Below are 23,004 nucleotides of genomic sequence, written 5' to 3' on the forward strand. Positions count from 1 at the left end.
ACACTACGGTAGTCCATGCGCTCGCATCCTATAGGGAGAACGTTGTCGAAGAACGATTGGGACAACGACGATTTTCTCGGTGTTAACGCAAAAACCTACAAACCCCATTCGGTGATAGCCCGCCAAGATGACGACAACCAGGTGATATTCATCGTAAAATCGGGTTGGGCCATCCTTTATCAAGGGCTACTGCACGGAGAACGGCAGATCATCGACACTCCCCTCACCGGGGACATTGTCGGTTTCCGTTCTGTTGACGGACCACGTTTAGCATCGCTGGCGTCCATAACCGAACTAAGTGTTTATGAAATTTCCAGTAAGGAACTCGTCGAGGCCATCCTGTCGGAAGGCCACCTCGGGAAGAAGATCGCTTGCTCCCTGGCTCGCCTGAACGCCATCCTTGCCGAACATCTCATGAATACCGGGCGGCGGAACGCGATGAGCCGCACCGCCCATTTCCTGCTCGAGTTGGAGGAGAGGCTCTCCATGGTTGGCTTGGCCCATGGAAGATATGAATGTCCCCTTACACAATACGACCTGGCCGACATCCTCGGAATGACCACCGTTCACGTCAACCGAACGTTGAGGGAACTCCGCAAGGCCGATCTCGTCTCTTTCAAGGCGGGCCATGTACAGATGATCAACCGCAAGAAGCTGATCGAAATAGCCGGATTTGATAGCGAGTATCTCAGGTAACGGCCATCTTCTAGGTGGTGTGGACTCTTAGGATTCCCATTTTGACCGAAGCATGTTTCACCTGCTTTTGGAGGCAGCCTTGGGCGTAATGGATCGGTTGATATTGAGTGGCGCGGATGTCGCCGCAGATCATCGGGCGTCCTGATCAGAAGGGATCGACGGGCCGGGATAATCGGATGTTCGTCGAGCCGGTCCTATGGATTGTGCGAAGGGGTTCCCCCTGGCGCGATCTTCGCGATGTATTCGGCGATTGGAACTCGGGCGCTTTTGCATATTGCTCAACACGGACGACGTTGAGTTCCGCTCGGTCCGTCCTTCACCCAACCGGATGCGGGGTACCGTTATGGCGATGCGCCGCCTAGGACTTGGCGCGGTTTTCCTTAAAAATTTAGAAAAAGCAACCTATGTTAGAGACTGCTTATAAATAAACCCTACAATCACCCAAGCTGGTCTCGCTGAGGGGGCGGAGAGCTGAAAACCGCTCGAATGGAGTAATCGACCCTCAAGCTTTTTCAAGGCCTATCAAGCCGTCAATGCTAGAGAACGAGGAAACTGTATCCGCCCCGCCAGGTGGTTGGGGTGGGAAAGAGTGGGTATTGATATGGGTTCCACAGCAGGACTGCATGATTACCCTTCGACCAATCAATCAGGAGTTCCGGCCAGCGGAACAGAAAGCGTCCACGGACAGGCAGGCAGGGAATGCCTCCTCATCCTGGACGGAAGGGCTCTGGATCGCGAGTGTCTCGCATCGGCTCTCGTGGACCGCGAACTCGGTATGGATGTCACCGCCTTACGTTCCGTCGAGGAATGGCGATTCAGAAAGAGCTCTGCCCCTCCCCTTGCAGCCATACTCTTCAATCTTGGCAGTCGGAAGGTCACCGATAATGGCATCGCTGACGAGATAAGGCATATTTCGTCCGAGTTCAAATCAGTCCCTGTGGTCGTCCTGGCCGACACAGAAGACCTTGCCCAGATACTGACCGCTCTCGAATGTGGTGCGCGCGGCTACATTCCGACCTCTGTTGGCATCGATGTCTGTGTCGAGGCTATCAACCTTGCGGCAGCGGGAGGCATGTTCGTGCCGGCGAGCAGCGTCCTTTCTATGCGGCACCTGATAGATTCGGGCGGCCGCGATACGCAGCCATTGGCAGGCATGTTCACGCTCAGACAGGCCGAGGTTGCGCAGGCGCTCCGGCACGGCAAGGCGAACAAGATCATCGCCTACGAACTGAATTTGCGCGAAAGCACGGTGAAGGTCCATATCCGGAACATAATGAAGAAGCTAAAGGCGACCAACCGCACGGAGGTCGCCTGCAAGGTTAACGATCTTCTCGCGGAAGGATCTAAGTATAACACTGACCACCTTGGCTGACTCCTGAGGCAGTATTCGATTAGCGGTGGCTTGTTCTGCTATCTAAGCAGGCTCGGGGAAGGTTTGTCTTCCCACCCATCCTATGGCCTGCTCGATCGTATCGAAGTTCTTGTGCTGCCCGCTAAGTAGCCCGAACCCCGTTCGAGGAACCATTTGCCTGTCGTGGAGTAAGCTTTCTCGTCGATTTGAGTAAGGACCGCCACCAGTTGGTCGCGTTTCCACCCCCTTGATTCTCCGCCTTGGCCAACTGGCGCCGTCCGCCGGATGCGTACGTCTCCACCGCGTTCCGTTGCCCATCGCCGGGAAGGATGAGCCCTAGGCGTTCTTGATCGGCAAAGAGGCTCTGGCACTGAATGCGCCAGCCCGAACGAAGATCTATCGCAGGTCATATCGGATGATCATCATCGAGAAGGGGGTATCCGTTTTTTGCTTCAGGTAGATCATGCGAATGGTCACATGCGTGAGGTGCCATCATATTGTTCCCCGGCGCGCCTTTACCAGACGCTGGAGTAAGCATACCATGGTTCATCGCCCAAACTGCAGCCTGTGTTCGGTTGCGGACCCGAATCTTTCGAAGGATGGCTTTGACGTGCACCTTCACAGTAGCCTCGGCGATATCAATCTCGCGCGCGATGGCTTTGTTCGATTCCCCCCCGATCAAGCGGCGCAGAATACATTTCTCCCGATTTGACAAAATTATTGATGCTTCACTTTCGCTCTCTATTTTAGCCTCCACGTTTGTTAACTCATCCGTTACAGCATCATTTCTAATACCTTGCCTGATATCTTGAACAACCACCGACGTTTCTGCAGGCAACACCATTTGGCCTAGCATAACCAATTCAAGAGCTTTGAAGAAGGTGTCGTAAGCAGCGACCTTTGTCAGATACCCGTCAGCCCCCGCACGAAAGGCTGAGACTATATTGGTCGTCCGACAGTGATCGGCCAGCGCAACGACATGGCTGGCTGGGTAAATCGCCTTAAAGTTTGCAATCTGTGCGAATTCAGCATCCGCATCAGTATCGCCGACGTCTATGATGAGCAAGATGGCCCGGTGCTGGGGTAGCGGCTTCTGCAGAAGATCGTGAACACATGCCGCAGAGAAAAGAACACGAAAATTTGCCGCATTCAGGATTCGACTAAGCCCTTCTCGAAATAACTCGCTCGGCTCGACAAGCACGGTTGTGAAGGATTGTCTTGCCATCATCTCATACTCGCACGGCGCGATTGGGATAGACGCGTCGATAAGGGGGCCCACGCGCCAACCGCACAGCTTCTTTTTCTTTCTCAACTTTACACTCGGAAACACTTACCCCCAAATACCCTCGTTAGGCGTAGGGCAGCATCATCGAGGCGTATCCGAATTCTTCAACCTGGGCTTATGGTCGAGGGTACGAGCTCTTGGTTGCAGCAGCTCAGGGAGGCGGCCATCGTGGCAAAGGACTGCGCGGCCTTGAGAATCGCCAGGGTTTGGTCTCCGGTGGCGTGGTGGAGCCCCGATCTGGCGGGGCAGTGTTGCAGATTAAGCGGAGAGCGGCGGGCCCAGGCGAGCCGCGCCGCGGCAGCCGCCTATTCGGGAATGTCGGCGCAGGGCCGAGGTGAAGCCGACATTGACGCGGGCACGCTGATCCTGAGCAACAGTCGCGTTTACATCGAGGAAGCTCTCCTGGAGCGCAGCAATCTCGTTGGTCGAGTTCCCTTCAGATTGTGCTTTATCCGAAAGGAGTGCCCACAAAGGGATAGTTGTGCCACCCGCGGTGAAGGGTCACGATACGGCAGAGCCTTGCTCGTCGACCCGTGCTCGACCAGATCGGGACGGGATGGCCGCCATTGAACGAGAAAGCCACACGCTATGGCCGCGCATACAGAATTCAATTCCGAGCCCGTCGCTCCCTCATCACAGACGGCCAACCGCAGGGGATTGAAGGCCGTCCTGCTAGTCTTCGGGCTTTCCGGGGTCGCCGCCCTGGGCGGGGCTGCGGCCAAAAACTTAGGAGCAACAGAGATTTTTTCCAGAGCCATGGCACAGATCAAGGAAGCTTCCGGATCCGTGATGCAGGAGGTCGAGAATGTCTCCGGAGCCGCGGCACAAACCGTGGAGGATGTTTCCGTAGCCTTGGTCCAGAAGATTGAGGAGGCCTCCGGACCCGCGGTCCAGAAGCTCGAGGATATCTCAGGAGCCCTGGCGCAGACAGTCGAGGACGCCTCAGGAGCCGTGATGCAGAAGGTATCTGCTGCCGTCGATAGCTGGCAAGAACAGCCGGTTCAAACCATGGCCGAACCCTCCCCCGCGATCGCGTCGGGACCAGATGCATCGGTCGTGGCGTCGGTCGAACGGAGCGCAGTCCCTGCGGTCCCCACTAGTGCCGAGCCCCCCAAAACTAGTGCCGAGCGCCTCAGAACGGGACCGGATGCATCGACCGCGGCGTTGGTCGAGCGGGGCGTCGTCCCTGCCCTCCCCACCAGCGCCGAGCGCCCCAAAAACCTCAGCAAGGCTTCAGAGGTGGCGACCGGAGCGCTGTTTGGCGTCGGCGATCGCCTCAAGATCGTGTTCTACGAGCGCGTCGACGTCGAGGAAGATAAGTGGGGGCGCGCTTCCTCGGCCTTGCACGGCATCCAGCAGCGTCCGGAACTGAGCGGCGAATATATTGTCCAAGAGAACGGCACGATTTCCGTGCCTTTGCTTGGCTTCATTCCGGTCGCCAACCGGTCGACGCAACAGGTACAGGCTGAACTGGTGGAAACCTTCAATCAACTGCTGGGCCGCGAGGGAGTGGTCAACATCCTGGCGCTGGAGCGCCCGCCCATTTACGTGCTGGGGCCGGTCAAGAGTCCTGGCTCGTTCAAGTACGCGGCCGGCATGACGATCCTGCACGCGATCGCGCTGGCCGGCGGACTCGACCGGGCCGAGAGCGAGCCGTGGCAGAAGATCGAAACCGTGCGTGAGACCCAGAAGCGGAGCGGGGCGATCGATTCCATGTTGAAGTTGCTCGCGCGCGCGGCGGTGCTGAAGGCCGAGCGCGACGGTACGGCACCCACTATCCCGCGTCAGTTGCTGGAGCTGGCCGGCGCGACCGAAGCTGCCAACCTCGTCAAAGAGCAGAGCGACCGGCGCAAGGCCATCGCCACGGCCCGCAAGGATCGCGAGCGCGCGACCATGCAGGCGCTGGAGGCGTCCAGGCAGGATGTTGTCGCTTATGGGCGCATGGAGTCGCTCGACGAACTGGTCAAGCTGCGCCAGGAACGTGTCAACAGCATGCGCACGCTCGTGGACCGCAAAGTTCTCAGCATGACGGTGATGGCTCAGATCCAGAGTGAGTTGTCCGACGCGGAACAGCGTCGGCAGGACGCCCTCAACCAATACGCGAGCGCCAAGCAGCGCCTCGCGTCGTTGGAGTTTGAGGTGTTGCGGACCCGGGCCGACCTCAGGAACGATCTGGAGGTCGAGATCGAGACCACGGAGAGCCAGATCGCGGCCAATGTGCGCGAGTTGAACGCCAGCGAAGGCGTCCTGTACACGTTGCCGGTGACCCGCGCCCAGTTTGCGAAGGACGCAAACAGCGCAACTTATCAAATCGTGCGGCAATCGGCAGCCGGGCCGGTCAGCATTGAGTCCGTCGGGATGACCCTGTTGCGGCCAGGCGACCTCGTCAACATCATCGTGGGCGAAAGCGAGCCAAGAGAGCCGGCCGGTTCGCCGGTCCCAACCTTGTCGCCGACCTGCGAGAGCTTGCATGCCGCGTGCCACCCAAGCGATGTCGACCCTGCCCGCGTGGTGAGGGAGGAGAGGATCGGTCCGAATTGATGTGGCTGCTTGTCTCCTGCCAGAATGGCTTCTGCCAGTGATGCGTGCCAGTTAATGCGGTCACTACGTCGAAAGCCCTGACCAGCGCCAGCCTGAGGGCCTTCGACGAAGCGGCTTCGGCCCCGCGCAGGCGCCAACAACGCTGTCGATACCGCCAAGTTCAGCCTGCTCCCCAACGAACTGCGCTTGCCGCCAAGCGAAGTTGTGGGATCGAGATTCCCATCATGTCGAGACCAATCCTGCCCATCCGACGAATACGCCATAAAAGCGTTGTATCGGACGCCAGTGATCGGTTGTAAGATGCTTCGGCAAGCGACCATTCATCACAGGCAACTTTGACGGGATCACAGTAGTATGTCTGAATTTTCTCAACGCCCATTCCGGGCGTGGCTAGCCATGTCGGAATATGATGGCATAACCGATCAACATCGGTTAGCACTTTATTGAGACCGGTACCCGCCGCCGGATCGCTGGTAGCAAAACTGTCACCGGCCAATACCAGACCGGGTTGCTGTTCGTGATTCTGCGCGGCGTAAAGATCAACTGGTCGAATCTGAATATCGCTTGACACGACAGCATCACCGAGGAGACGCTTCAATCGGGGCATTGCCGCATACAATGCAGATAACGGCGATGTGCGCACTTCCTGACACCACGGATGGCGTATATCACCATGGTAGACGAACACATTGGCGCGCATTCTTGAACCAATCGGAAACATGCTCACATAACCCATAGGCCCTGGCTTTTCCGCAAAATACGTTAAAGCTTGAAATTTGAAACCAGCTTTAGAGGTGAGATCAAAACCAACACTGATCGAGTGGCATTTGCTGATCTCGGATCGCGTTATCGCACCCCGGACGACATTGTTTAAGCCGGTCGCCACCACAATCAATCGGGTCGACCATGTGTCACCATTTGACAGGGTAATTTCCTGCCGGTCGGAACTTGTCGTTATTTTGGTAACTTTGGCGCAGATGAATTGGACACTATCTGGAATCTGGCGGCGAATAACATTTACCAAATCCTGATAAGCCACCCCATATTCGCAGGGCTCGCCGTTTTTCCCATGCTTTTTGCCGATGACATAACCGTGACGGGCCACCCATATCTCAGTCATCGGTGTCGCAGCCGACAATACGGCATCCGCCAGCCCGGTTTTTTTGAGCAAGTCGACTTGATCGTCATCGAGTTTTTCGCAGCGAAACTCCACCGGATAGACTTGGTGGATATCAACAAGGATGGTCGAAATCCCCATCCGGCCAAGCGTCGCAGCGGCTAACGAGCCGGCGGTACCCCCACCGAGGACCCCTACATCAATATTATTCAATTCCCGCTCCTACATCATCGCTTCCCGCAAAGTAATCGCATTATACTATACTATTTCGCGAAGCTCGATGATTGCATCCCGCGTCGAGATCAAAAACTCGTGATCAGCCGGTCAGAGAAACATGCGATACAAGGATCGTCTTGTCTTACGAAGAAACTGCCGCAGCGGTGGCTTTAATAACGGCGTTTGATTATACCATGTATCTACATAATGTACCGCCATTCGTACCGCAACGACAATACGACCGCGCAAAGTTCTGCTATCAAAATGAAAAAACAAAAGCAAATTGATATCAGACCATGCAAGCTTATACGGCTCGTCGCCGATCGTAAAATCGAATTTCTGCATCTTCTGGCCAATTGCATATTGCATCATCTCCTGAATATGCTGACGCCCGGGACTGTATTTGGCGAACTCTTCCTGATAACTCGACATCACCAGTGAATAACTGGAGTTGAACCGGAGCCCCAGACCCGTCGCCACCGGAATCCCATCCACGTCCAGCCGCGTGACATGGACGACCTCGCACAACCTAGGATTGGCGACAATCGCCAAATAAAATTCGCGAAAACCCGGACGTTCGAACATATCATGAACACCCATTCGGGCATAGCTGCTCCGTTTCTGTTCGATCAGCTTTGCAATGGTACACTCGATCTCGGCCTGATCTTGCACGTCTACAAAGCGAATCGCCCCGCCACCTTGCTTGGCCAGGTTTTTGGCCTTGCGCCGGTGGGTATGCAGCGTCGAATTCGAAAACTTTGACGCATAAAACCGATCCCAGTTCCCTTCCGGGAGGGTTGCGACATGTCCGGCGCAATTAGCCAGCAAGACTGGCAAGTCGAGAAAGGGATTAGGTTGAGACCCGACAACACTGGGCATATTGTAAAATTCAACAGCGTCGAAACGAAGTCGATGATTGTCTTGAATCGCCCGAATTATGTCTTTCCACAGGCGGCCGAATTGCCCAGGTTTCACGTGATCGCTAAAATTTATCGCCAGAATGGGCGAGTTATAATCGCACAATTCCGATCCAAACCAGACCAGCCGGCGGATCAGACCATGGCGTTCGATCGCCAATGGCAGAATAAAAACCGCCACGCCGGTATCGTCGAGACCCAGCACGATCACCGGAATCAGGTTCTCTTTGGAGCCGATGTGGCGATACCATTCCATCTGCCAATCAAACAATTGGAATACGGTACAATCCGCATGCTGCTCTAATGTTCTCCACTGAGCTTCCACCGCCTCCATATCGGTGAAAATTTGCAGAGCAATATTCGCCCTCGTCGTTGGGGTGTGCCTATGTAACAAAGGATTTGCCAGTCCTGCTGCTAGAGAATGTTCTGCTTGAAATCCCAAACCCAGCGCCATGATCGGTCTCTCCTCAAGTCTGGAGCGGCGACGCGGTCGGTCGTTCGTGCGCGGGGCCGGCGGCAGAATCCAGTTTCATCGCGAAGGCCAAAATCAGGGCCGCACATGCACCCTCGATGCTGACGGCGAGCGTCCAGCCCAGGACAAGGCCTTGAAGTCCATAAAGCTTTGCCCCCGCGACCACGAGGCACAGCTCCAGCAATCCGCCCACCGCGAACCAGCGAGATGCCTTGCGCATCCTGTCGCCCAGCCGCGCGAGCGTGCAGGCATGAAATTTGAGCGTTGATCCCAACAGGCTGAAGCCGAGGAAGCGCAGGCTCGAACCGGCGATCTCCGGATAGGCCGGATTGAAGGCCGCAAGGATCTCCTGAGAAAAGGTGAAGATGAAGGCAGCGCAGACCAGTGAGAAGAGCAATGACGCCGTCAGCGACAAAAGGATATCGTGCCTGGATTGTTTCGGGCTTGCTCTGACCACGGGGAACAGCACCGTGGCCATGGCTGCGGGAATCAATGAGGCCATGGAGACCAGCATCCACAACGGCACGAAGGCGGCATTGGTGGTCGGCGACAGGAGGACCAGCACAAGGTAGGGCATGATGATGCCCGGGGCCTGTGCGGCCACATCGAGCGCGTAGTGACCGAATACCATGCGCCGAAGCGTATGGAGCAGCCGGAAATCGGGGCGCCCAACGAGGCAACGCGCACCGCCCCGGGTCAGGAGATCAAAGCCGATCCAAGACGCCGGCAGCGCGGCCACCCACGACAGAAGAATAGCGGAATTGGAGGCGTAGCCGGCAGCCGCGAGGGCGGCGATCAGCATCAGCTTGACCACGGAGAACAGCACCTGCCGAATCATCTTGCCGCTGCTCCGCAAGTGGCCGACGAGCGCCTGATCGCCCACCATGCTGAGACCAGTCAGGCCGCAGCCGAGGACGAACGCAGCGCCCACGAACCAGCCTCCGATCAGCCCGGTCGAGCTATTGAGGTGCGCCTCCTCGAAGACAAACAACACGGCCAGCCCGACCGTCAGCGCCACCCCGACGGACGCTGCTGCGGCCACGAGGCCGCGCTCCTTGCCGGGATGCCGGACGATCTCGCCCATCAGCAAGGTCCCAAGCCCGGCCTCCCCCAGCAGACCGACGAGGCCCATCACGGACAGGAGGGCGGAGGCCTTGCCGATCACCTCCGGCGGAAACAGCCGGGCGGCGAGCCACCAATAGACAAACCCAAGACCGGCCGTTGCCACCGTTCCGATCGCCAGAGCGCCGAAATTCATGACGAGCGTGGCGCTCTTTCGCAGTGCCCGGCGTAGACGAATAATGGCCGTCCCGGCGAGGCCTACCGGCATGATCGCTCTCCCGAACCTTGGTGCGCCGGCACCGCGGATCTACTGGCGGCTGGGAGCAGGACGTCCCGGTAGACCTGCTCGATCCGGGTCACGACAACTCCGGCCTTGAGACGCCCAACCCTGGCGATGCTTGTCGCCTCCAGGCCGACCAGCAAGGCGCGGTCCTCCAGGAGTGTCTGCATCGCGTGGCCGAGGGCGTGCGCGTTACCGGGCGGCACGAGAAGCCCTGTTCCGCCATGATCGACGAGATCCGGCATGCCGCCGACGTCGGTTGCGACGACTGCCTTGCCAGACGCCATCGCTTCCATGATGACCGTCGCGCAGGCTTCGGGCCCGACCGACGGCAGCACGCCGAACAGTGAGCGCCGCCATGCATGCATGACGGCGGAATGCGGCCACGTACTGAAGACGCGGACGTTCGCTGGAAACTCGGCTGGCGTGTCGGCAACCCGGCGCCCAATCAGGACCAGCGGAGGCGCGCGCTCCAGGCCGGCATAGGCTTGCAGGAGAACGTCAATGCCCTTGAGGCGCATCATGTCGCCGACGAACAGGATGAATCCATCCCCGGGTAGCTCCCGCAGGCAGGGATCTTCAGGGCCAAGCAACCCGACATCGTCGGGGACGAAGTTGGGGATGACCTCGTAGGGGACGCGGCCCTGGGTGAGTCCGGTGTGACGCGCCACCGCGCGGCTCACCGCGATGAAGCGGTCCACCACGCGCCGAGCGGCGAAGCTCGACGCCCAGTTGCCCAACGTGGTCGCGGCTGCCTTCACGGCCCCGTAATGCCCTGTGGCGCAGGGCAGGCACTTGGCCGGCGCTGGGCCACTGCAGAGACGGGTGCCCAAGTGCATGAAGTTCTTCTTGGCGCAGACAAGGCCGTAATCGTGGAGCGTAACCACGAGGCGTGCCCCACCCAGAATTTTGAGCGGCAGGAAGGACGCATAGATCCAATTATGGGCGTGGACGATGTCCGGCCTCTCCTGGGCGACCAGCCGATTCAGGGCCAGCACCAGTTCGGGATCCGGGAAGGGCGGTGCATGGCGGCGCTCGGGATCGGTGTGGAGACCTGACAGACGCTGGAGCGTGCCGCGCAGGCGATGCACGCGGACCGCGCCGTCCAGCTCGGTTTCGGGCGATCCGGGATGCATGATGGTTCCGACGCTGACATGATGGCCCCTCTGCGCCAACGCCGCCCCGAGGTTGCGGACGTGCCGCTCCTCTCCCCCGATCACCGGAGGATAGAACTGCGACAGCAGCAGGATTCGCATAGTCGAGCCTCGTTCAGATGCGGGGCACCAGCGTCGAAACACTGCGGTAGAGTCGGTCGTCTTCCGGCCGATAGAGCCGGGCCTCCGCCTTCTGCGGGGTGGCTAAAACGGGCACCGGGATTTCCTGAGCCCAGGTCTCGCCCGGCGCGATGGTGAGTGATCGGAAGACGGCGAACGGTTGCAGGTCGAGGGTGATTTCCAGGTCGAATCGCTGAGCTTGGGTCTCGGCGCTCCTGACGCCGACGGTGAGTCGGCCGGGCCCGCCATCGGTCGACGGCACTATCCAGAATTCGGTGTATTTGAATTCCCGGTAGGCCGTTTCGTCCCGGACGGCCAGCGCATAAGCTCCCGTCGCCACAAGCACCGCTAGCACGAGCGCGGCCCCCTGCCAGAGCCGGACCCGCGCCGGAGCCGGCCATGCAGGCAGATCGGGAGTGTCGCGGCGGCCCGCGGCCACCAGTGCTGCGGCGGCTGTCACGGCCCAGAACCACAGCGCCCAGCCGAGCGGCGTAAGGTAGCCTGCGGCGTTCAGGGCAAAGCCCCCGGCGATACCGGTGGCGAGGCTTGCCCCTACCGCGTAGACGAAGTGTTGCAATGCGGAGCCGGTCCTCACGCCTATAGCCCGCAGCACCGTGTGGCCCGAGACGAGGAACACCATAGGCGCGCCCAGGGCAGTACGGATGAGCAAGCTGTCGCTGACCGCAACAGCCGCCACCGCGGCCCCTGCCCACAGGCACGCGGCCAGAAGGTCCAGCTTGCTACAAATTCTCATGTAATCCCCTCACGTCATAGATGACGATCCAGCCGTTGTCGTAGATGCGGGTGACGCCCTTGATGTCATTGAACTTAAGCAGCGCTGCGCCCGAGAGCGGCGTTCCCTGCCGTTGCCACGGCTCGAAGTAGAAGCCGAGCACCGGCGGGGCCGTGGACAGGCGCAGGTCCACCAGCAGGAAATCGATATCGCTTCTCACCAAGGCCCAAAACTCGTCAGGCCCCAATGTCTCGTTCTCGAACACCCGCGAGGGAGGCAGGCCTTCGACTATCTCTACTCTCACGTCCTGCCGCCCGTAGCTTGCGAGCAGCAGGCGATTTATGCGGTCGGATGTGAAGCGGTTGCCGGCCCCGAGCCATGCTTTGGTCCACAGCGCCGTTTCGATCCCCATGGATTCGATCGATTGCTGGTCGGCCGCCACCCTGTAGCGTCCACGTAACGGCTCGAGCGTAGCGCTCGTGACGCCGCCCAGAACGATGACCGCCAGAGCAACGGCCGGTGCGATGCGGCGCCACCCGCGTAGCGTGCGGCCCTCCCAGAAGTGGACGACGCTCACCGCCACGACCAGCCCGACGGCGATGAACACGAACGTTCCCATGCGGTTGCCGATTTCCCATCCGCCGATGGTCAGCCGGAAAGCCACCGAGATCGGGAAGCCGAACGCCAGCAGGCTGAGAAAAACGACGCGGCTGTCGCGCCAGCGCCTCCCGAGAACATCCTGAATCGGAAGCCAACCCGCCCGCGCGTCGCTCCGCGCCGCCGTGGCCAGCGACCGAAAGAATCCTGTCGCCAGCCCAAGTGCCAACAGCAGGATTGCGAGCAGCGTGGTCAGCCGCATGGCGAGGGGCTGGGGTGGCGCGCCGAGCTGGTCCGAGTTTAAGGCGCCCGTGATCTTTCCGAGCAATGTCTTGAAGCCGGTTTCGACGACGGGTCCGAGATAACCTGCGAGATGGTTGCCCCGCGCCTCCATCCACAGGAGTGGCAGGGCGATGGCCAGCATCCCCGTGAAGCCCACTGCGATCCTCGCTTCGCTCCGCATGGAGGCGTCCCGGCGCAAAGCCTCGAGGCATGCCACCGCTCCGAGGTAGATGGCGGCGTAAAAAGCCGAGAGGTGATGCGTGACCGAAAGGCTCATCAACAGCAGGGCGATCAGCCCAAGCACCTTCAGCCGCTCTCGCCCGACGAGGTCCTTGGATGCTGCCTCGACGGCGAAGATCAGCACGCACAGCACGATGCCGAGGCTCTCATAGGAGAACATCGACTCGAACAGGACGAAGGTTGAGCAGCCCATATAGGCCAGACAGGCGATGGCCGAGATGCGTGGCGATCCGGTGATGCTTTCGAAGAACAGAAACAGGGCACCTATGAACGTGCCCCTGAGGACGGCCAACAATAGAGTCCCCGCCGCAAACAATGGCAAGCCCGTCAGATTGACGATCGCCGTCGTCAGGATTTCCAGGGCGGGATACGTTGGCCCGATCGGGAGAAGCGGGTTGGACAGAAATAGCCGGCGGGCCGTCATAAGATCGTCGGCTGCGATCCAGTGCAAGAACTCGTCGTGACCGATGAAGCTCGTCGGGGAATAGACCGCCTTGTAGTAGAACAGGGCTTCGGCGAGCAGAAACAGGAGGAAGAAGCGCTCACCCCGGGCCACCATCGGCCAAGCTATGCGAAGGCTGGTCGGGACGACCAGGAGGACGACACCGGACCAGAAGAATAGCGGCGCCACGTCATAGCCCCGGCGTCCGGCGGCGTGCCCGGCCACGACCAGGACGAGCGCCGCGGCGATCGTCAGGCATAGAACCGCGATCCATCCGCAGTTGGCCCGTCGCGGCGGCGCATCGGCGCTGCCGCCGCCAAGGTCGGGACCGATAACGGTCGAGACGAATCGTATCCCGGCCCGGAGCGGGTTGATCCTTGTTCCCGTGGTGAAATGAGCCGGCATTATCAGCCTCATACGCCCGTCGCAGGAGGCCACGACATCACGCCGCCGGGGGGCAAGCGGACCACGGATCGGCTGCTCAGGACATCACAATAAACGTCGCTCAGCGCTTGAGCGCAGGCATCCCAGTCCGGTAGCGCCAAATCCGGGACCTCCCGATGGGCCTCCAGCTCCTCGGCCATGGCGGCGGCCAGCTCTTTCGGACCAGCGTTGCGCGGAATCGCCCTGCACAGGCCATTGGCGGCCAGCTCCCGCAGCCCGGACGTGTCGCTGACAAGGACCGGACGGCGCAGCGACAGGGCTTCCATGACGGCAACCGGATGGGCTTCGTAGTCGCTGAACAGCACGAACAGCGCGGCGCTCGCCAGAAGGTCTGCCATTTTCTGCCGCTCGGATCCGGGGATAGCTTCGATAGTGACCCGCTTCTCGAGGCCGAGCGTCGCGACGAGGCGCCGCAATTCTCCCTCATACGGACCTGTTCCGACGATTTGCAGTCGCACGTCCGGTACCCTGTGGATCAGTTCGGGCAAGGCCCCAATCACCCGGTGATGGCCCTTATAGCGCTCCAGCCTGCCGCCCGAGACGATCAGGTGTGGATCGACCTTGATGCCGGGGCTCACGGCTGGCATCGCGGCGCCGTTCGGGATAACGACAAACCGTTCCCGCGGCACGCCCATCCTCACGCTGAAGAAGTCGGCTTCGAATTCGGAGACGCCTATCAGCCGTGCGGCCCGGGCCACCAGCGGCCGGAGCAGCGCGTGCTGTGTGCCGCGCACGGCGTTGCGCAGCCGGGAGGAATGCCCGCCGCTGTGGAAGGTCAGGATGAACGGCAGGTCCCCTCGGACGGCCGCGAGCAGCCCGATCGGCGCCACGAAGGTGTTGTAACCTTGGAAATGGATCAGATCCCAAGCCCCGCGCCGGATCGCGGTATAAATGCCGGGCGCAACATAGAGGTCGAGCTCCCTCGGCCAGGCCGGCACGCGCCGCACGCGCATGCCGCGCATCTCCTCCTCAACCTGCAACTCCCCCGAGGGATCGGTGGTGAGCACGCCGACCGAGTGGCCACGCGCCACCAAGCGGGCACCGACTTCCTGGATGTGAGTTTCGATGCCGCCTATGAGAGGATAGCAGCGGGCGGCAACCATCAGGATTCGCATCGGGTTTGTCCACCGCCATCACAGGCTGTCGCGCTCCGCCTGTGCTGTGGGTGCACCCTCTCGCGCAGGATGGTTTTGAGGACGCGCCAGCCGTCCGGGAGGGCGCGCAGATGGCTCACACCGCTGATGCGCGGAGCCTCGAAACTTGCCACCTCGACGATATTGAGGTGGTTCTTCAAGGCTCGCACGTTGATGAGGGTCTCGATCTCGAACCCGTCGCAATCGCAGTTCAGCGTGGCGACGTGCTTGCTCCAGAAGGCTATGTATCCGTAGCATAGATCGGAGTACCAACCGCCATAGAGCAGCCGCACGAACAGGGTCAGCCCCCTGTTGCCCAACATCCGGAAGAGCGACATGTCACCGGTGCCGGCGCCCTGGATAAAGCGTGAACCCTTAACGAGATCCGCGCCGGCCATCAGCGCACTGACAAAAACGATCGCCTCCTCCGGGACCATGGAGCCATCGGCGTCCAGCATGACGATGATGTCGCCTGTGGCGGCCAGGAATCCCGCTTGCAGTGCAGCGCCCTTGCCCCGACGGGGCTCCATGACAACCTTCACGTCCTCGCGCAAGCGACGCGCGACCGCGACCGTATCGTCAGTCGAATGACCATCCACAATAATGATCTCATGCGCCCAATTGGGGATGCGCGGCAGAAGCCAAGGGAGGTTCTCGGCTTCATTGAGCGTCGGGACCACGAAGCTGACTCGGGGCAGAGTCAGCGATCGCCGCAGCGCGAAATTAATCAGGTCAGGCGGCGATGTGGCACCGACGGGGGCGAGAATGCTGGAGAGCCCGGCGTTCATGGCAGCGCTTCGGGGTCGTACCACGATGGGACCCATCCGGGGGGCATATTGTGCTTCCATGACCCCATGAGCTCCCCGAAAATCCGGTGCTCCACATCGCGTGCGCGCAAATGCGCGGCCAGCGACAAGCCGCAGTGACCAGCTCCAATGACCGCCACATCCACGGATGTGCTTGATCCAACCATATGCGGACTCCCGGCCATATAATCAAAGGAGATGAAATGAAAGAAGATCGGTACTCTTGCCCCCCCATAATCTTAGGTTGTTATACGACGATTACTGATTCAGAGCCTAAATGGAAGGACGATAGATGGTTAGGAAAAGACAATAGATGATTAGCCCTTTTGGGGTATCCCTTCAGGTTATTTCCAGTCCATACCACCTGCGCGGATAGCACGGCAGCGCCACCGATCATCTTGAGCAGCTGTGCTGGCAGCGTTGCCAAACCCGATTAGACCTCTGGGGCCACCTTCAACGCCAGCGGGGACAATCCATCGACCTGCGGCTGGCACTAGCTCACAAGCGACAATTTCTACTGAGCGAACCGTGCGGAAGGCAGCGAAGGTCGTCGGCGCGAAGAAATGAACGTCTATCGCAACGCTGACATTGCCACTGGCCAGAAGCTGCGATGCGCAGGTGGGGCTCGCTCCTTCACTCGGCCGTGATTTCCGAACTTATTCTGTGCCCGAGAAAGGTCGGGCGCGCCACGGCCCTTCGCAGGCGGGGTACCTTGCGCTCGACCACCTGGGTTCGGGTGGCTGACCCGGACGAGACCGGCCAAGAGAGGGACTGCCCACGCGGTCCCGAGACCCCACGCGGTCCCGAACCGGCGCGTCGGGTACCAGCAAACGATAGGAGGTCGTGACCTTTCGCAAACCCCGGATATGCCCGAACAGGTCGATCACCTCCAAGCCAGACCGGCGGTTGTAGGTGTGACACCCCAACGCTCCGGACCAAATGCGACCGACCGGAGTCTGGGCAAACTCCGACGCCCCGAGCGCATCGATCTGGCAGAACGTCACCGCGCCGCCGTAGCCGCGCGCGCAGTCTTGGACCGGGCGTAGCGTGCGTCCGCCGTGTCGGATGACGGCGCCTGCGGGGCGGCTGAGCCTGGCATCGATCAGGACGGGGTTGGCCGCATGGGGCGTCCAAGATCCTGTCAGGCTCTCGGCACGGTAGAGGCTGAGGACATCCCAGGACGTGGACCTCCACAACCTTGGGCTGACGAAAAACCAAAAGCCGCCCGCATGCCAGAGCGGCGTGGTATCGTAGCCCTCAATGCCTTCCATGAGGCAGGCCTCCCGCGTCCACCGGTAAGGGAATTCCACTGCCCGGTAGAGGCTGACATTTCTGGCCGCCCCCGATTCGGGGATCATCCAGATCTGCCCATCCTGCTCGAACACGAACGGGTACGAGAGGTGATGCGGTTCCTCCACGACGATCCGGGATGCGCCGGCTGTCCCGTCCCGGTTCACTGTCACGACCGCAATGCACCCCCGGTTCTTCGAGTAGAGGTACTGTTCGACAAAAATGAAATCCTGCCCCTGGTGCCGGAACGGGAATGGGTCGGCAAGGTAGCTGTCGGCATTTCCGGTGAGCACACGGAAGGCTGCTTCGCCTTTGTCGAGCAGGCTCGCCGATTCATCGAAGCGCCAGCCAATCCCCCACATCCTGCCGCCCCTCGCCAGGACGTCCAAAAGCCTGATCGCCTTCGATGCAACCGTGCCGGTCGCTCTTGCAAGCGCCGAAAGCGCGCCAAACGAAGGCACTGCCATCCGTGGACCGGGGGTACCGGACGCAGCTGAACCGGTTTCCTCGAACAGGGCTTTGAGGATCAGCGGCACAGCGCAGGAAAGGGCGCTGTCGAGCCTCGCTGCCAACACTTCACGATCTCTACTGGCCGGACGCGCCGTCCACGGCCGCAACGGGCGCGCCGTGTCATGCAGGTCGACGAGTAGATCCTGATGATTCAACCAGGCTGCCACGATTCCGATCTCGCCGGGTGCGCCGTTGAAGACCGGGGTGAGCACGCGCCGCGCCGCCGGCAGCGATTCCGCCCCGCCCAGATCGATCACCACATCCACTTGGTCGGCCTGAGGCGGCGGCAGGCACCGCAGCGCCGCCTCGACGGGGTCGATGGCGCCGTTCCCACGAAAGCCATAGACCAGTCGTTCGAGTTCGAGCAGCAGACGGCAGATTAACGGCAGCGGGCGGCCACCGGCCGCCAAAGCGCAAGAGACTTCGTTGCCGGGCACCTCAGCGAGCGCTTCTGCCAGCCAGAGGTGCCACCGCAGTAGCCGGGACGGATCGAGACTCAGGCATATGCGCATTGTTGTTCTCACGGCGGATTTTCAAAAGGACGCCAGCTCACAGCTTTGACAAGACCACCTCAGGCGATCCGCCTACATTGGACTCCGCCGTGGGCCGGCGAGCCAAAGGCGGCAGATGGAAAGCCGCCACGCGAGGATGGTTTCCACCTACTGCGGTTGCGGGGACTCGCCATGTGGGGAGCCGAACACTTGATTGGGAGATGCCTGACAGCACGGGTCCATACTCGAGCGGCTGGAAGCGGCCAAGCACCACTATGCCCGAACGACGCCGGGCTGTGCGAGGTCAGAGGAGGTAATCCTTCGGGGTTCTTGTGCTGTGCCTCCGGCAAGGGTCATGTGGAGGGATGATTATCGAATGGCAACGGGCGAAATACGGACTGCGCAGGGCGTGGTTGTGTGCGCTCGTGTTCGCGTTCGTATCCGTTCCGGCAGTCGCGAGCGCCGCGGACGATCCGTCGGCAACGTCCTTCATCAAGACTTCCGGAACGAACTTCACCTTGGACGGCAGGCCGTTCTTCGTGACCGGCGTAAACAACCACTATCTGACCTACGGGTCGCCGGATGAGGTTACCCGCGTTCTCGACGACGCGGTGGCGATGGGCGCCAATGTGGTCCGCACCTTCCTCCAGCCGGTGATCGGATCGCTCGACGGAAGCAAGCCTACGATCTGGGATTGGCGGCTTGAAGGCGAAGCCAGCAATCTCGCGGTCAAGGGCACGTACCTGCTCTACTGGGACCCGAGCCAAAACAAGATGGCGATCAATGACGGCGCCAACGGCATGCAGAAGGTTGATTTCCTCATCGCCGAGGCCGGCAAGCGTCGCCTGAGGCTGATCATCGCCGTCCTGGATTTCTGGGCCTTCACAGGCGGCGCCCAGCAGATGCGGGCCTGGTATGGGAGCCGGGACGCCCCAGGCGTGCAGAGCCAGTACAACACCGACCTCAGCAAAGAGAAGTCGGAGTTTTTCTTCCAGGATCCGCGCACGAAGCGCGACTACAGGACCTGGGTCAGCCACGTCGTGCAGCGAATCAACCCGCTCACCGGGCGCGCCTACCGGGATGATCCGACCATCATGGCCTGGGAGTTGATGAACGAAGGCAATGCGCAGCCTGAGGCTTTGCGGTTGGCTTGGACTGGCGAAATGTCGGCTTACGTCAAGTCCCTCGATTCCAATCACCTTGTCAGCTCAGGGCATGCCAACATTCTCGACCCGAAGCTAGCCGATTTGACGATCCCGACTCTCGATTTTGGGACCTGGCACGGCTACCCGCTCTATAACAAGCTGACGGTCCAGCAATTCAACGAGATGATCCCCGAGTTCTGCCAGCTGGCCGCCCGCGCCAAGAAGCCGGTGCTTCTGGAGGAATTCGGCTATGCCCGCTCCAATCAGAACGTGGCTGCAGCTTACGCCATGTGGCTCGACACGCTGACGCGTGATCGCAACTGCGCCGGCTGGATGGTGTGGCGGCTGGTATCCCGGCAGGACAGCGGACGTTATCCAGTCGACGAACACGACCAGTTCGATATCCGCAACGACGGAAGCGCGATTTGGAACATTCTCAAAGCCGCGACGGCCCAGGCGGCGCAGACCCGCGAGACCCGCCGGGCCTCAGAAACCATCCGGGAAGTCCCATGACCGAAGTCTCCGTCGTGATCTGCGCGCGCACGCTCGACCGCTGGGACGAGTTGAAGCGTGCGGTCGGGTCCGCCAGCACCCAAACGCGCGCCCCGCGCGATATCGTCGTAACAGCCGCAATTCAACAGGCCCGCGAAAGGAACCAGCAGCCATGATCGATGCGTCGGTTGTCATCTGCGCCTACACACTCGATCGCTGGGACGATTTGAACGCGGCTATCGCGTCGGTGCGCAACCAGACCAGCCCTGCCCGCGAGATCATTCTCGTCGTCGACAACAATAAGGCTCTCTTGAAGCGAGCCCGGCGCGAGATCGAGGGTATCGTCGTCACACCCAACAATAACGTGCGTGGACTGTGCGGCGGTCGCGTCACGGGTGCCGGATTGGCAACCGCACCGGTCGTGGCATTTCTCGACGACGATGCGATCGCCGATGAGCGCTGGCTAGAAGAGTTGCTGGTGCCCTACGCCGATCCGCGCGTGCTTGGCGTCGGCGGACGCATTGAGCCTCTATGGCGCAAACCTCGGCCCTGGTGGTTCCCACCTGAATTCAACTGGATCATCGGCTGCACCTATCGCGGAATGCGGGTACGAAATGGTGGCGAAGTGCGTAATGTGATAGGCGCGAACATGTCTGTGCGCGCCGAAGTGCTGCATGGCTGCGGCGGGTTTGCCGGTCAAATGGGACGCATCGGCGGCGGTAGGGGCTCAGCCAATACATGCGACGACACCGAGTTTTGTATCCGCGCCACAAAAAAAATAGGAGGCATATGGATATACAAACCCGAGGCCAGCGTTCGCCATGTGGTTACAGCGGAACGCACGACCTGGAAGTATTTCCTCCATCGGTGCCGCATGGAGGGGACCTCCAAAGCGGCACTCGTAGGCTTAGCGGGGACTAAGGACGGGCTGGATTCCGAGCGGCTTTACGTCCTTACTCTGGGGCGCTCCATCCTCGAATACGCAGCGACTGGCAAGATCGGTCAGGCGCTCGCCATCTTTGTCGGATTGGCGACTACTTCAATTGCTTACACGCAGGCACGGGCATGGGCCGCCATCTCGCAGGGTCCAAAGATAGCCACGGAACAAAAGGGCGTTACGTCCAGGACGTGACTCTCGCCGCTACTGGCACAATGCAGCGTCAGCCTATCATTTCGCAAGGAGATTCACATGCCACGGATTTATGAGAGTCGCAAACGCGTTTTGGTCACCGGAGGAGCCGGCTTTCTGGGCTCCCACCTAATAGATCGACTGCTCTCCGATGGTCATGAGATTCTCTGCGTCGACAATCTCTTCACGGGAACCAAGTACAATATTGAACATCTACACGCGAACCCGCGCTTTGAATTTCTGCGCCACGATATCACGTTTCCCTTATACGTCGAAGTCGACGAAATCTACAACTTGGCCTGCCCTGCATCGCCCATCCAATATCAGCACGATCCGGTGCAGACCACAAAAACGTCGGTGCAAGGCGCGATCAATATGTTGGGCCTCGCCAAGCGGCTCAAAATCCGAATTCTGCAGGCTTCAACAAGTGAGGTCTACGGCGACCCTGCGGTTCATCCTCAAACCGAGGATTATTGGGGCAATGTGAACCCCATTGGTCCTCGGTCCTGCTATGATGAGGGAAAGCGTTGCGCCGAAACGTTATTTTTCGATTATCACCGACAGTGCGGCCTTGAAATCAAAATTGCGCGCATCTTCAACACATACGGCCCCCGGATGCATCGGGCTGACGGTCGAGTTGTTTCCAATTTCATTGTTCAGGCACTCAGCGGCGAGCCGATTACGCTTTACGGTGACGGCAACCAGACTCGTTCATTCTGCTACGTTGATGACCTAATAGATGGTCTTGTACGCCTCATGGACAGTCGAGCTTCATTCACGGGACCAGTCAATTTTGGAAATGATGGGGAATTCACCATCCGAGAGCTTGCGGAACTGGTGCTCGCTGAAACCGGCTCGTCGTCAAAACTCGTCAATTTGCCGTTACCCGGCGACGATCCAAGACAACGCCGACCCGATATATCCCTCGCCAAAGCCGAATTGGGCTGGCAACCGACCATGGCACTGAAAGGCGGGCTGAAGCCAACCGTTGCATTTTTTCGCAGCGACCAGGCACGCCGATCACGATCGCAGGAGGAGCCACAAGTGATCGCTTTCGAAGAGCGGAAACAACGGTTCCATTCCATTGCTGGCGACTTCCTTTCATCTGGATAACCACTCGCACATCGTGAGCTTCGGCATTCCGACTGTCGACCGAATCTCCGGCGCCCCGAAGCTGCGTCGCGACGGTCTATGCCCCTAGATGTTGAGTCCCGGCATCTGGTGGAGCGGATGAGTGTGGAAGCGCTCGGGCTGAGTGGCCCATGACTTACAGATGAACTCGTAGGGTGTGAGACCCTTGAGGGCCTTGAGTCTTCGGCCGAGTTGTAGGCCGCGATGAAGTCGGCGAGATGCCGGCGGAGTTGGTCGTGTTTCTCGTAGTAGAAGCGTTTGACGGTGGCGTCCTTGATGGTCCATGGATGCTTGGCCTTGGTCGTGCGGTGCTCGATGTCGTTCCTGGCGCAGGCCAGTTCGAAGGCATGGCCCAGAAGCGTTCGCCGTTTGCGATCGCCTCCTTGATCAGCGGCACTGCCGACCCTCCGGCGCCGGGGCTTGGTGTGGATCTTGTAAGGGACGGCCGCGATCAGCCGCAGCAGGAAGTCTCTCGAGATGGCGGTGGTGGCCTTCTCGTGCAGGCGCCCGCCTGCCGGAATGTCGAAGGCGACAAGCCGGCGAAGAAGAAGTTCAAGAGCTACCCGAGCGGTTACTTCCACGTCGACATTGCCTAGGTGAGGGCCGTGGCGCTGCAGACAGCGGTGCAATGAAGATCGTGTCAAATGGGGGATGGTCGGCTGGAGCGCATAGAGGCAATCATCCAGCGGTAGCAACGTATAGCGCCTGAAAGCGACCATGACCGCCTCCTCCTCGACCGAGAGCACCGTCGATCGCGGGCTTTCGGACCAGTCGGAAGATCGGCGACCGAAGTCCGCGTCGTTGCCGCCACTTGGAGTCGGTTGTTCTGACGCGCGCCTAACACCACCTCAGCTAGAGCATCGGACGTTCAAGTGAGTCCATACCCTGCTGCTGTGAAGTAGTTTCTGCATTCAACTGGCGAGAACAG

General features: G+C 60.1%; 17 protein-coding genes and 2 pseudogenes. 8 read left to right on the forward strand and 11 right to left on the reverse strand.

Features of this window, described 5'->3' with window-relative positions; translation table 11 throughout:
* Nucleotides 1-42: 42 nt before the first annotated feature.
* The 3 genes and pseudogenes from AC0L25_RS25175 to AC0L25_RS25185 all read left to right on the forward strand — a co-directional run bounded on the left by AC0L25_RS25175 (nt 43) and on the right by AC0L25_RS25185 (nt 2,068).
* Complete coding sequence (locus tag AC0L25_RS25175; RefSeq protein ID WP_473597996.1) at nt 43-696, forward strand: Crp/Fnr family transcriptional regulator; 654 nt, start codon at nt 43-45, stop codon at nt 694-696.
* 79 nt (nt 697-775) lie between these two features.
* Nucleotides 776-956 (forward strand): annotated as a pseudogene (locus tag AC0L25_RS25180) (transposase); the annotation flags it as partial.
* Between the two features lie 341 nt (nt 957-1,297).
* Complete coding sequence (locus AC0L25_RS25185; protein ID WP_473597997.1) at nt 1,298-2,068, forward strand: LuxR C-terminal-related transcriptional regulator; 771 nt, start codon at nt 1,298-1,300, stop codon at nt 2,066-2,068.
* Between the two features lie 385 nt (nt 2,069-2,453).
* On the opposite strand, the gene AC0L25_RS25190 is transcribed toward AC0L25_RS25185, so the two are convergent.
* Nucleotides 2,454-3,275 (reverse strand): LuxR C-terminal-related transcriptional regulator, encoded by an 822-nt coding sequence (locus AC0L25_RS25190; protein WP_473597998.1) that lies wholly within the window; start codon nt 3,273-3,275, stop codon nt 2,454-2,456.
* Nucleotides 3,276-3,920: 645 nt separating this feature from the next.
* On the opposite strand from AC0L25_RS25190, the gene AC0L25_RS25195 reads away from it, so the two are divergent.
* Complete coding sequence (locus AC0L25_RS25195) at nt 3,921-5,873, forward strand: polysaccharide biosynthesis/export family protein (protein ID WP_473597999.1); 1,953 nt, start codon at nt 3,921-3,923, stop codon at nt 5,871-5,873.
* A 160-nt stretch (nt 5,874-6,033) separates the two neighbouring features.
* Here AC0L25_RS25195 and AC0L25_RS25200 read toward each other — a convergent pair whose 3' ends face one another.
* The 9 genes from AC0L25_RS25200 to AC0L25_RS25240 all read right to left on the reverse strand — a co-directional run bounded on the left by AC0L25_RS25200 (nt 6,034) and on the right by AC0L25_RS25240 (nt 18,200).
* Complete coding sequence (locus AC0L25_RS25200) at nt 6,034-7,203, reverse strand: FAD-dependent oxidoreductase (protein WP_473598000.1); 1,170 nt, start codon at nt 7,201-7,203, stop codon at nt 6,034-6,036.
* Nucleotides 7,204-7,314: 111 nt separating this feature from the next.
* Nucleotides 7,315-8,577, reverse strand: a complete 1,263-nt coding sequence (locus tag AC0L25_RS25205; RefSeq protein WP_473598001.1) for a GNAT family N-acetyltransferase — start codon at nt 8,575-8,577, stop codon at nt 7,315-7,317.
* A gap of 13 nt (nt 8,578-8,590) precedes the next feature.
* Complete coding sequence (locus tag AC0L25_RS25210; RefSeq protein WP_473598002.1) at nt 8,591-9,925, reverse strand: lipopolysaccharide biosynthesis protein; 1,335 nt, start codon at nt 9,923-9,925, stop codon at nt 8,591-8,593.
* A complete protein-coding gene (locus AC0L25_RS25215; protein ID WP_473598003.1) occupies nt 9,916-11,193 on the reverse strand; it encodes a glycosyltransferase family 4 protein in 1,278 nt (425 codons plus the stop codon). Before AC0L25_RS25215 ends, AC0L25_RS25210 begins: the two co-directional genes overlap by 10 nt.
* A 13-nt stretch (nt 11,194-11,206) precedes the next feature.
* On the reverse strand, nt 11,207-11,965 hold the full coding sequence (locus AC0L25_RS25220) for a hypothetical protein (RefSeq protein ID WP_473598004.1): 759 nt from the start codon (nt 11,963-11,965) through the stop codon (nt 11,207-11,209).
* Nucleotides 11,952-13,910 carry a hypothetical protein gene (locus AC0L25_RS25225; RefSeq protein WP_473598005.1) on the reverse strand — a complete coding sequence of 653 codons (1,959 nt, stop codon included), beginning with the start codon at nt 13,908-13,910 and terminating at the stop codon, nt 11,952-11,954. The genes AC0L25_RS25220 and AC0L25_RS25225 overlap by 14 nt, the downstream gene beginning before the upstream one ends.
* Nucleotides 13,911-13,918: 8 nt before the next feature.
* A complete protein-coding gene (locus AC0L25_RS25230; RefSeq protein ID WP_473598006.1) occupies nt 13,919-15,064 on the reverse strand; it encodes a glycosyltransferase family 4 protein in 1,146 nt (381 codons plus the stop codon).
* Nucleotides 15,052-15,870, reverse strand: coding sequence for a glycosyltransferase family 2 protein (locus AC0L25_RS25235; protein ID WP_473598007.1), 819 nt, complete (start codon nt 15,868-15,870; stop codon nt 15,052-15,054). The genes AC0L25_RS25230 and AC0L25_RS25235 overlap by 13 nt, the downstream gene beginning before the upstream one ends.
* A gap of 674 nt (nt 15,871-16,544) precedes the next feature.
* Nucleotides 16,545-18,200, reverse strand: a complete 1,656-nt coding sequence (locus tag AC0L25_RS25240) for a glucosamine inositolphosphorylceramide transferase family protein (RefSeq protein ID WP_473598008.1) — start codon at nt 18,198-18,200, stop codon at nt 16,545-16,547.
* Nucleotides 18,201-18,544: 344 nt separating this feature from the next.
* Here AC0L25_RS25240 and AC0L25_RS25245 point away from each other — a divergent pair, with 344 nt between their 5' ends.
* The 4 genes from AC0L25_RS25245 to AC0L25_RS25260 are packed head-to-tail and all read left to right on the forward strand — an operon-like array spanning nt 18,545 to nt 22,058.
* Entirely contained in the window at nt 18,545-19,837 is a 1,293-nt protein-coding gene (locus tag AC0L25_RS25245; RefSeq protein WP_051695241.1) for a glycoside hydrolase 5 family protein, read from the forward strand.
* Nucleotides 19,834-19,992 (forward strand): hypothetical protein, encoded by a 159-nt coding sequence (locus AC0L25_RS25250; RefSeq protein ID WP_164759731.1) that lies wholly within the window; start codon nt 19,834-19,836, stop codon nt 19,990-19,992. Before AC0L25_RS25245 ends, AC0L25_RS25250 begins: the two co-directional genes overlap by 4 nt.
* The gene (locus AC0L25_RS25255; RefSeq protein ID WP_473598009.1) at nt 19,989-20,948 is read left to right on the forward strand and encodes a glycosyltransferase family 2 protein; all 960 of its coding nucleotides are present in this window, start codon (nt 19,989-19,991) and stop codon (nt 20,946-20,948) included. The genes AC0L25_RS25250 and AC0L25_RS25255 overlap by 4 nt, the downstream gene beginning before the upstream one ends.
* Before the next feature lie 57 nt (nt 20,949-21,005).
* Entirely contained in the window at nt 21,006-22,058 is a 1,053-nt protein-coding gene (locus AC0L25_RS25260) for a UDP-glucuronic acid decarboxylase family protein (protein WP_473598010.1), read from the forward strand.
* An 84-nt stretch (nt 22,059-22,142) separates the two neighbouring features.
* Here AC0L25_RS25260 and AC0L25_RS25265 read toward each other — a convergent pair.
* Nucleotides 22,143-22,872 (reverse strand): annotated as a pseudogene (locus AC0L25_RS25265) (transposase family protein); the annotation flags it as partial.
* Nucleotides 22,873-23,004: the final 132 nt, after the last annotated feature.

It is taken from the genome of Mesorhizobium sp. WSM4813, assembly GCF_055811555.1.

Coding starts and splice junctions, on each gene's coding strand:
- AC0L25_RS25185 (WP_473597997.1), top strand. CDS start 1,298: ATGGGTTCCACAGCAGGACTGCATGATTACCCTTCGACCAATCAATCA.
- AC0L25_RS25190 (WP_473597998.1), bottom strand. CDS start 3,275: ATGATGGCAAGACAATCCTTCACAACCGTGCTTGTCGAGCCGAGCGAG.
- AC0L25_RS25195 (WP_473597999.1), top strand. CDS start 3,921: ATGGCCGCGCATACAGAATTCAATTCCGAGCCCGTCGCTCCCTCATCA.
- AC0L25_RS25205 (WP_473598001.1), bottom strand. CDS start 8,577: ATGGCGCTGGGTTTGGGATTTCAAGCAGAACATTCTCTAGCAGCAGGA.
- AC0L25_RS25210 (WP_473598002.1), bottom strand. CDS start 9,925: ATGCCGGTAGGCCTCGCCGGGACGGCCATTATTCGTCTACGCCGGGCA.
- AC0L25_RS25215 (WP_473598003.1), bottom strand. CDS start 11,193: ATGCGAATCCTGCTGCTGTCGCAGTTCTATCCTCCGGTGATCGGGGGA.
- AC0L25_RS25220 (WP_473598004.1), bottom strand. CDS start 11,965: ATGAGAATTTGTAGCAAGCTGGACCTTCTGGCCGCGTGCCTGTGGGCA.
- AC0L25_RS25225 (WP_473598005.1), bottom strand. CDS start 13,910: ATGCCGGCTCATTTCACCACGGGAACAAGGATCAACCCGCTCCGGGCC.
- AC0L25_RS25230 (WP_473598006.1), bottom strand. CDS start 15,064: ATGCGAATCCTGATGGTTGCCGCCCGCTGCTATCCTCTCATAGGCGGC.
- AC0L25_RS25235 (WP_473598007.1), bottom strand. CDS start 15,870: ATGAACGCCGGGCTCTCCAGCATTCTCGCCCCCGTCGGTGCCACATCG.
- AC0L25_RS25240 (WP_473598008.1), bottom strand. CDS start 18,200: ATGCGCATATGCCTGAGTCTCGATCCGTCCCGGCTACTGCGGTGGCAC.
- AC0L25_RS25245 (WP_051695241.1), top strand. CDS start 18,545: ATGATTATCGAATGGCAACGGGCGAAATACGGACTGCGCAGGGCGTGG.
- AC0L25_RS25250 (WP_164759731.1), top strand. CDS start 19,834: ATGACCGAAGTCTCCGTCGTGATCTGCGCGCGCACGCTCGACCGCTGG.
- AC0L25_RS25255 (WP_473598009.1), top strand. CDS start 19,989: ATGATCGATGCGTCGGTTGTCATCTGCGCCTACACACTCGATCGCTGG.
- AC0L25_RS25260 (WP_473598010.1), top strand. CDS start 21,006: ATGCCACGGATTTATGAGAGTCGCAAACGCGTTTTGGTCACCGGAGGA.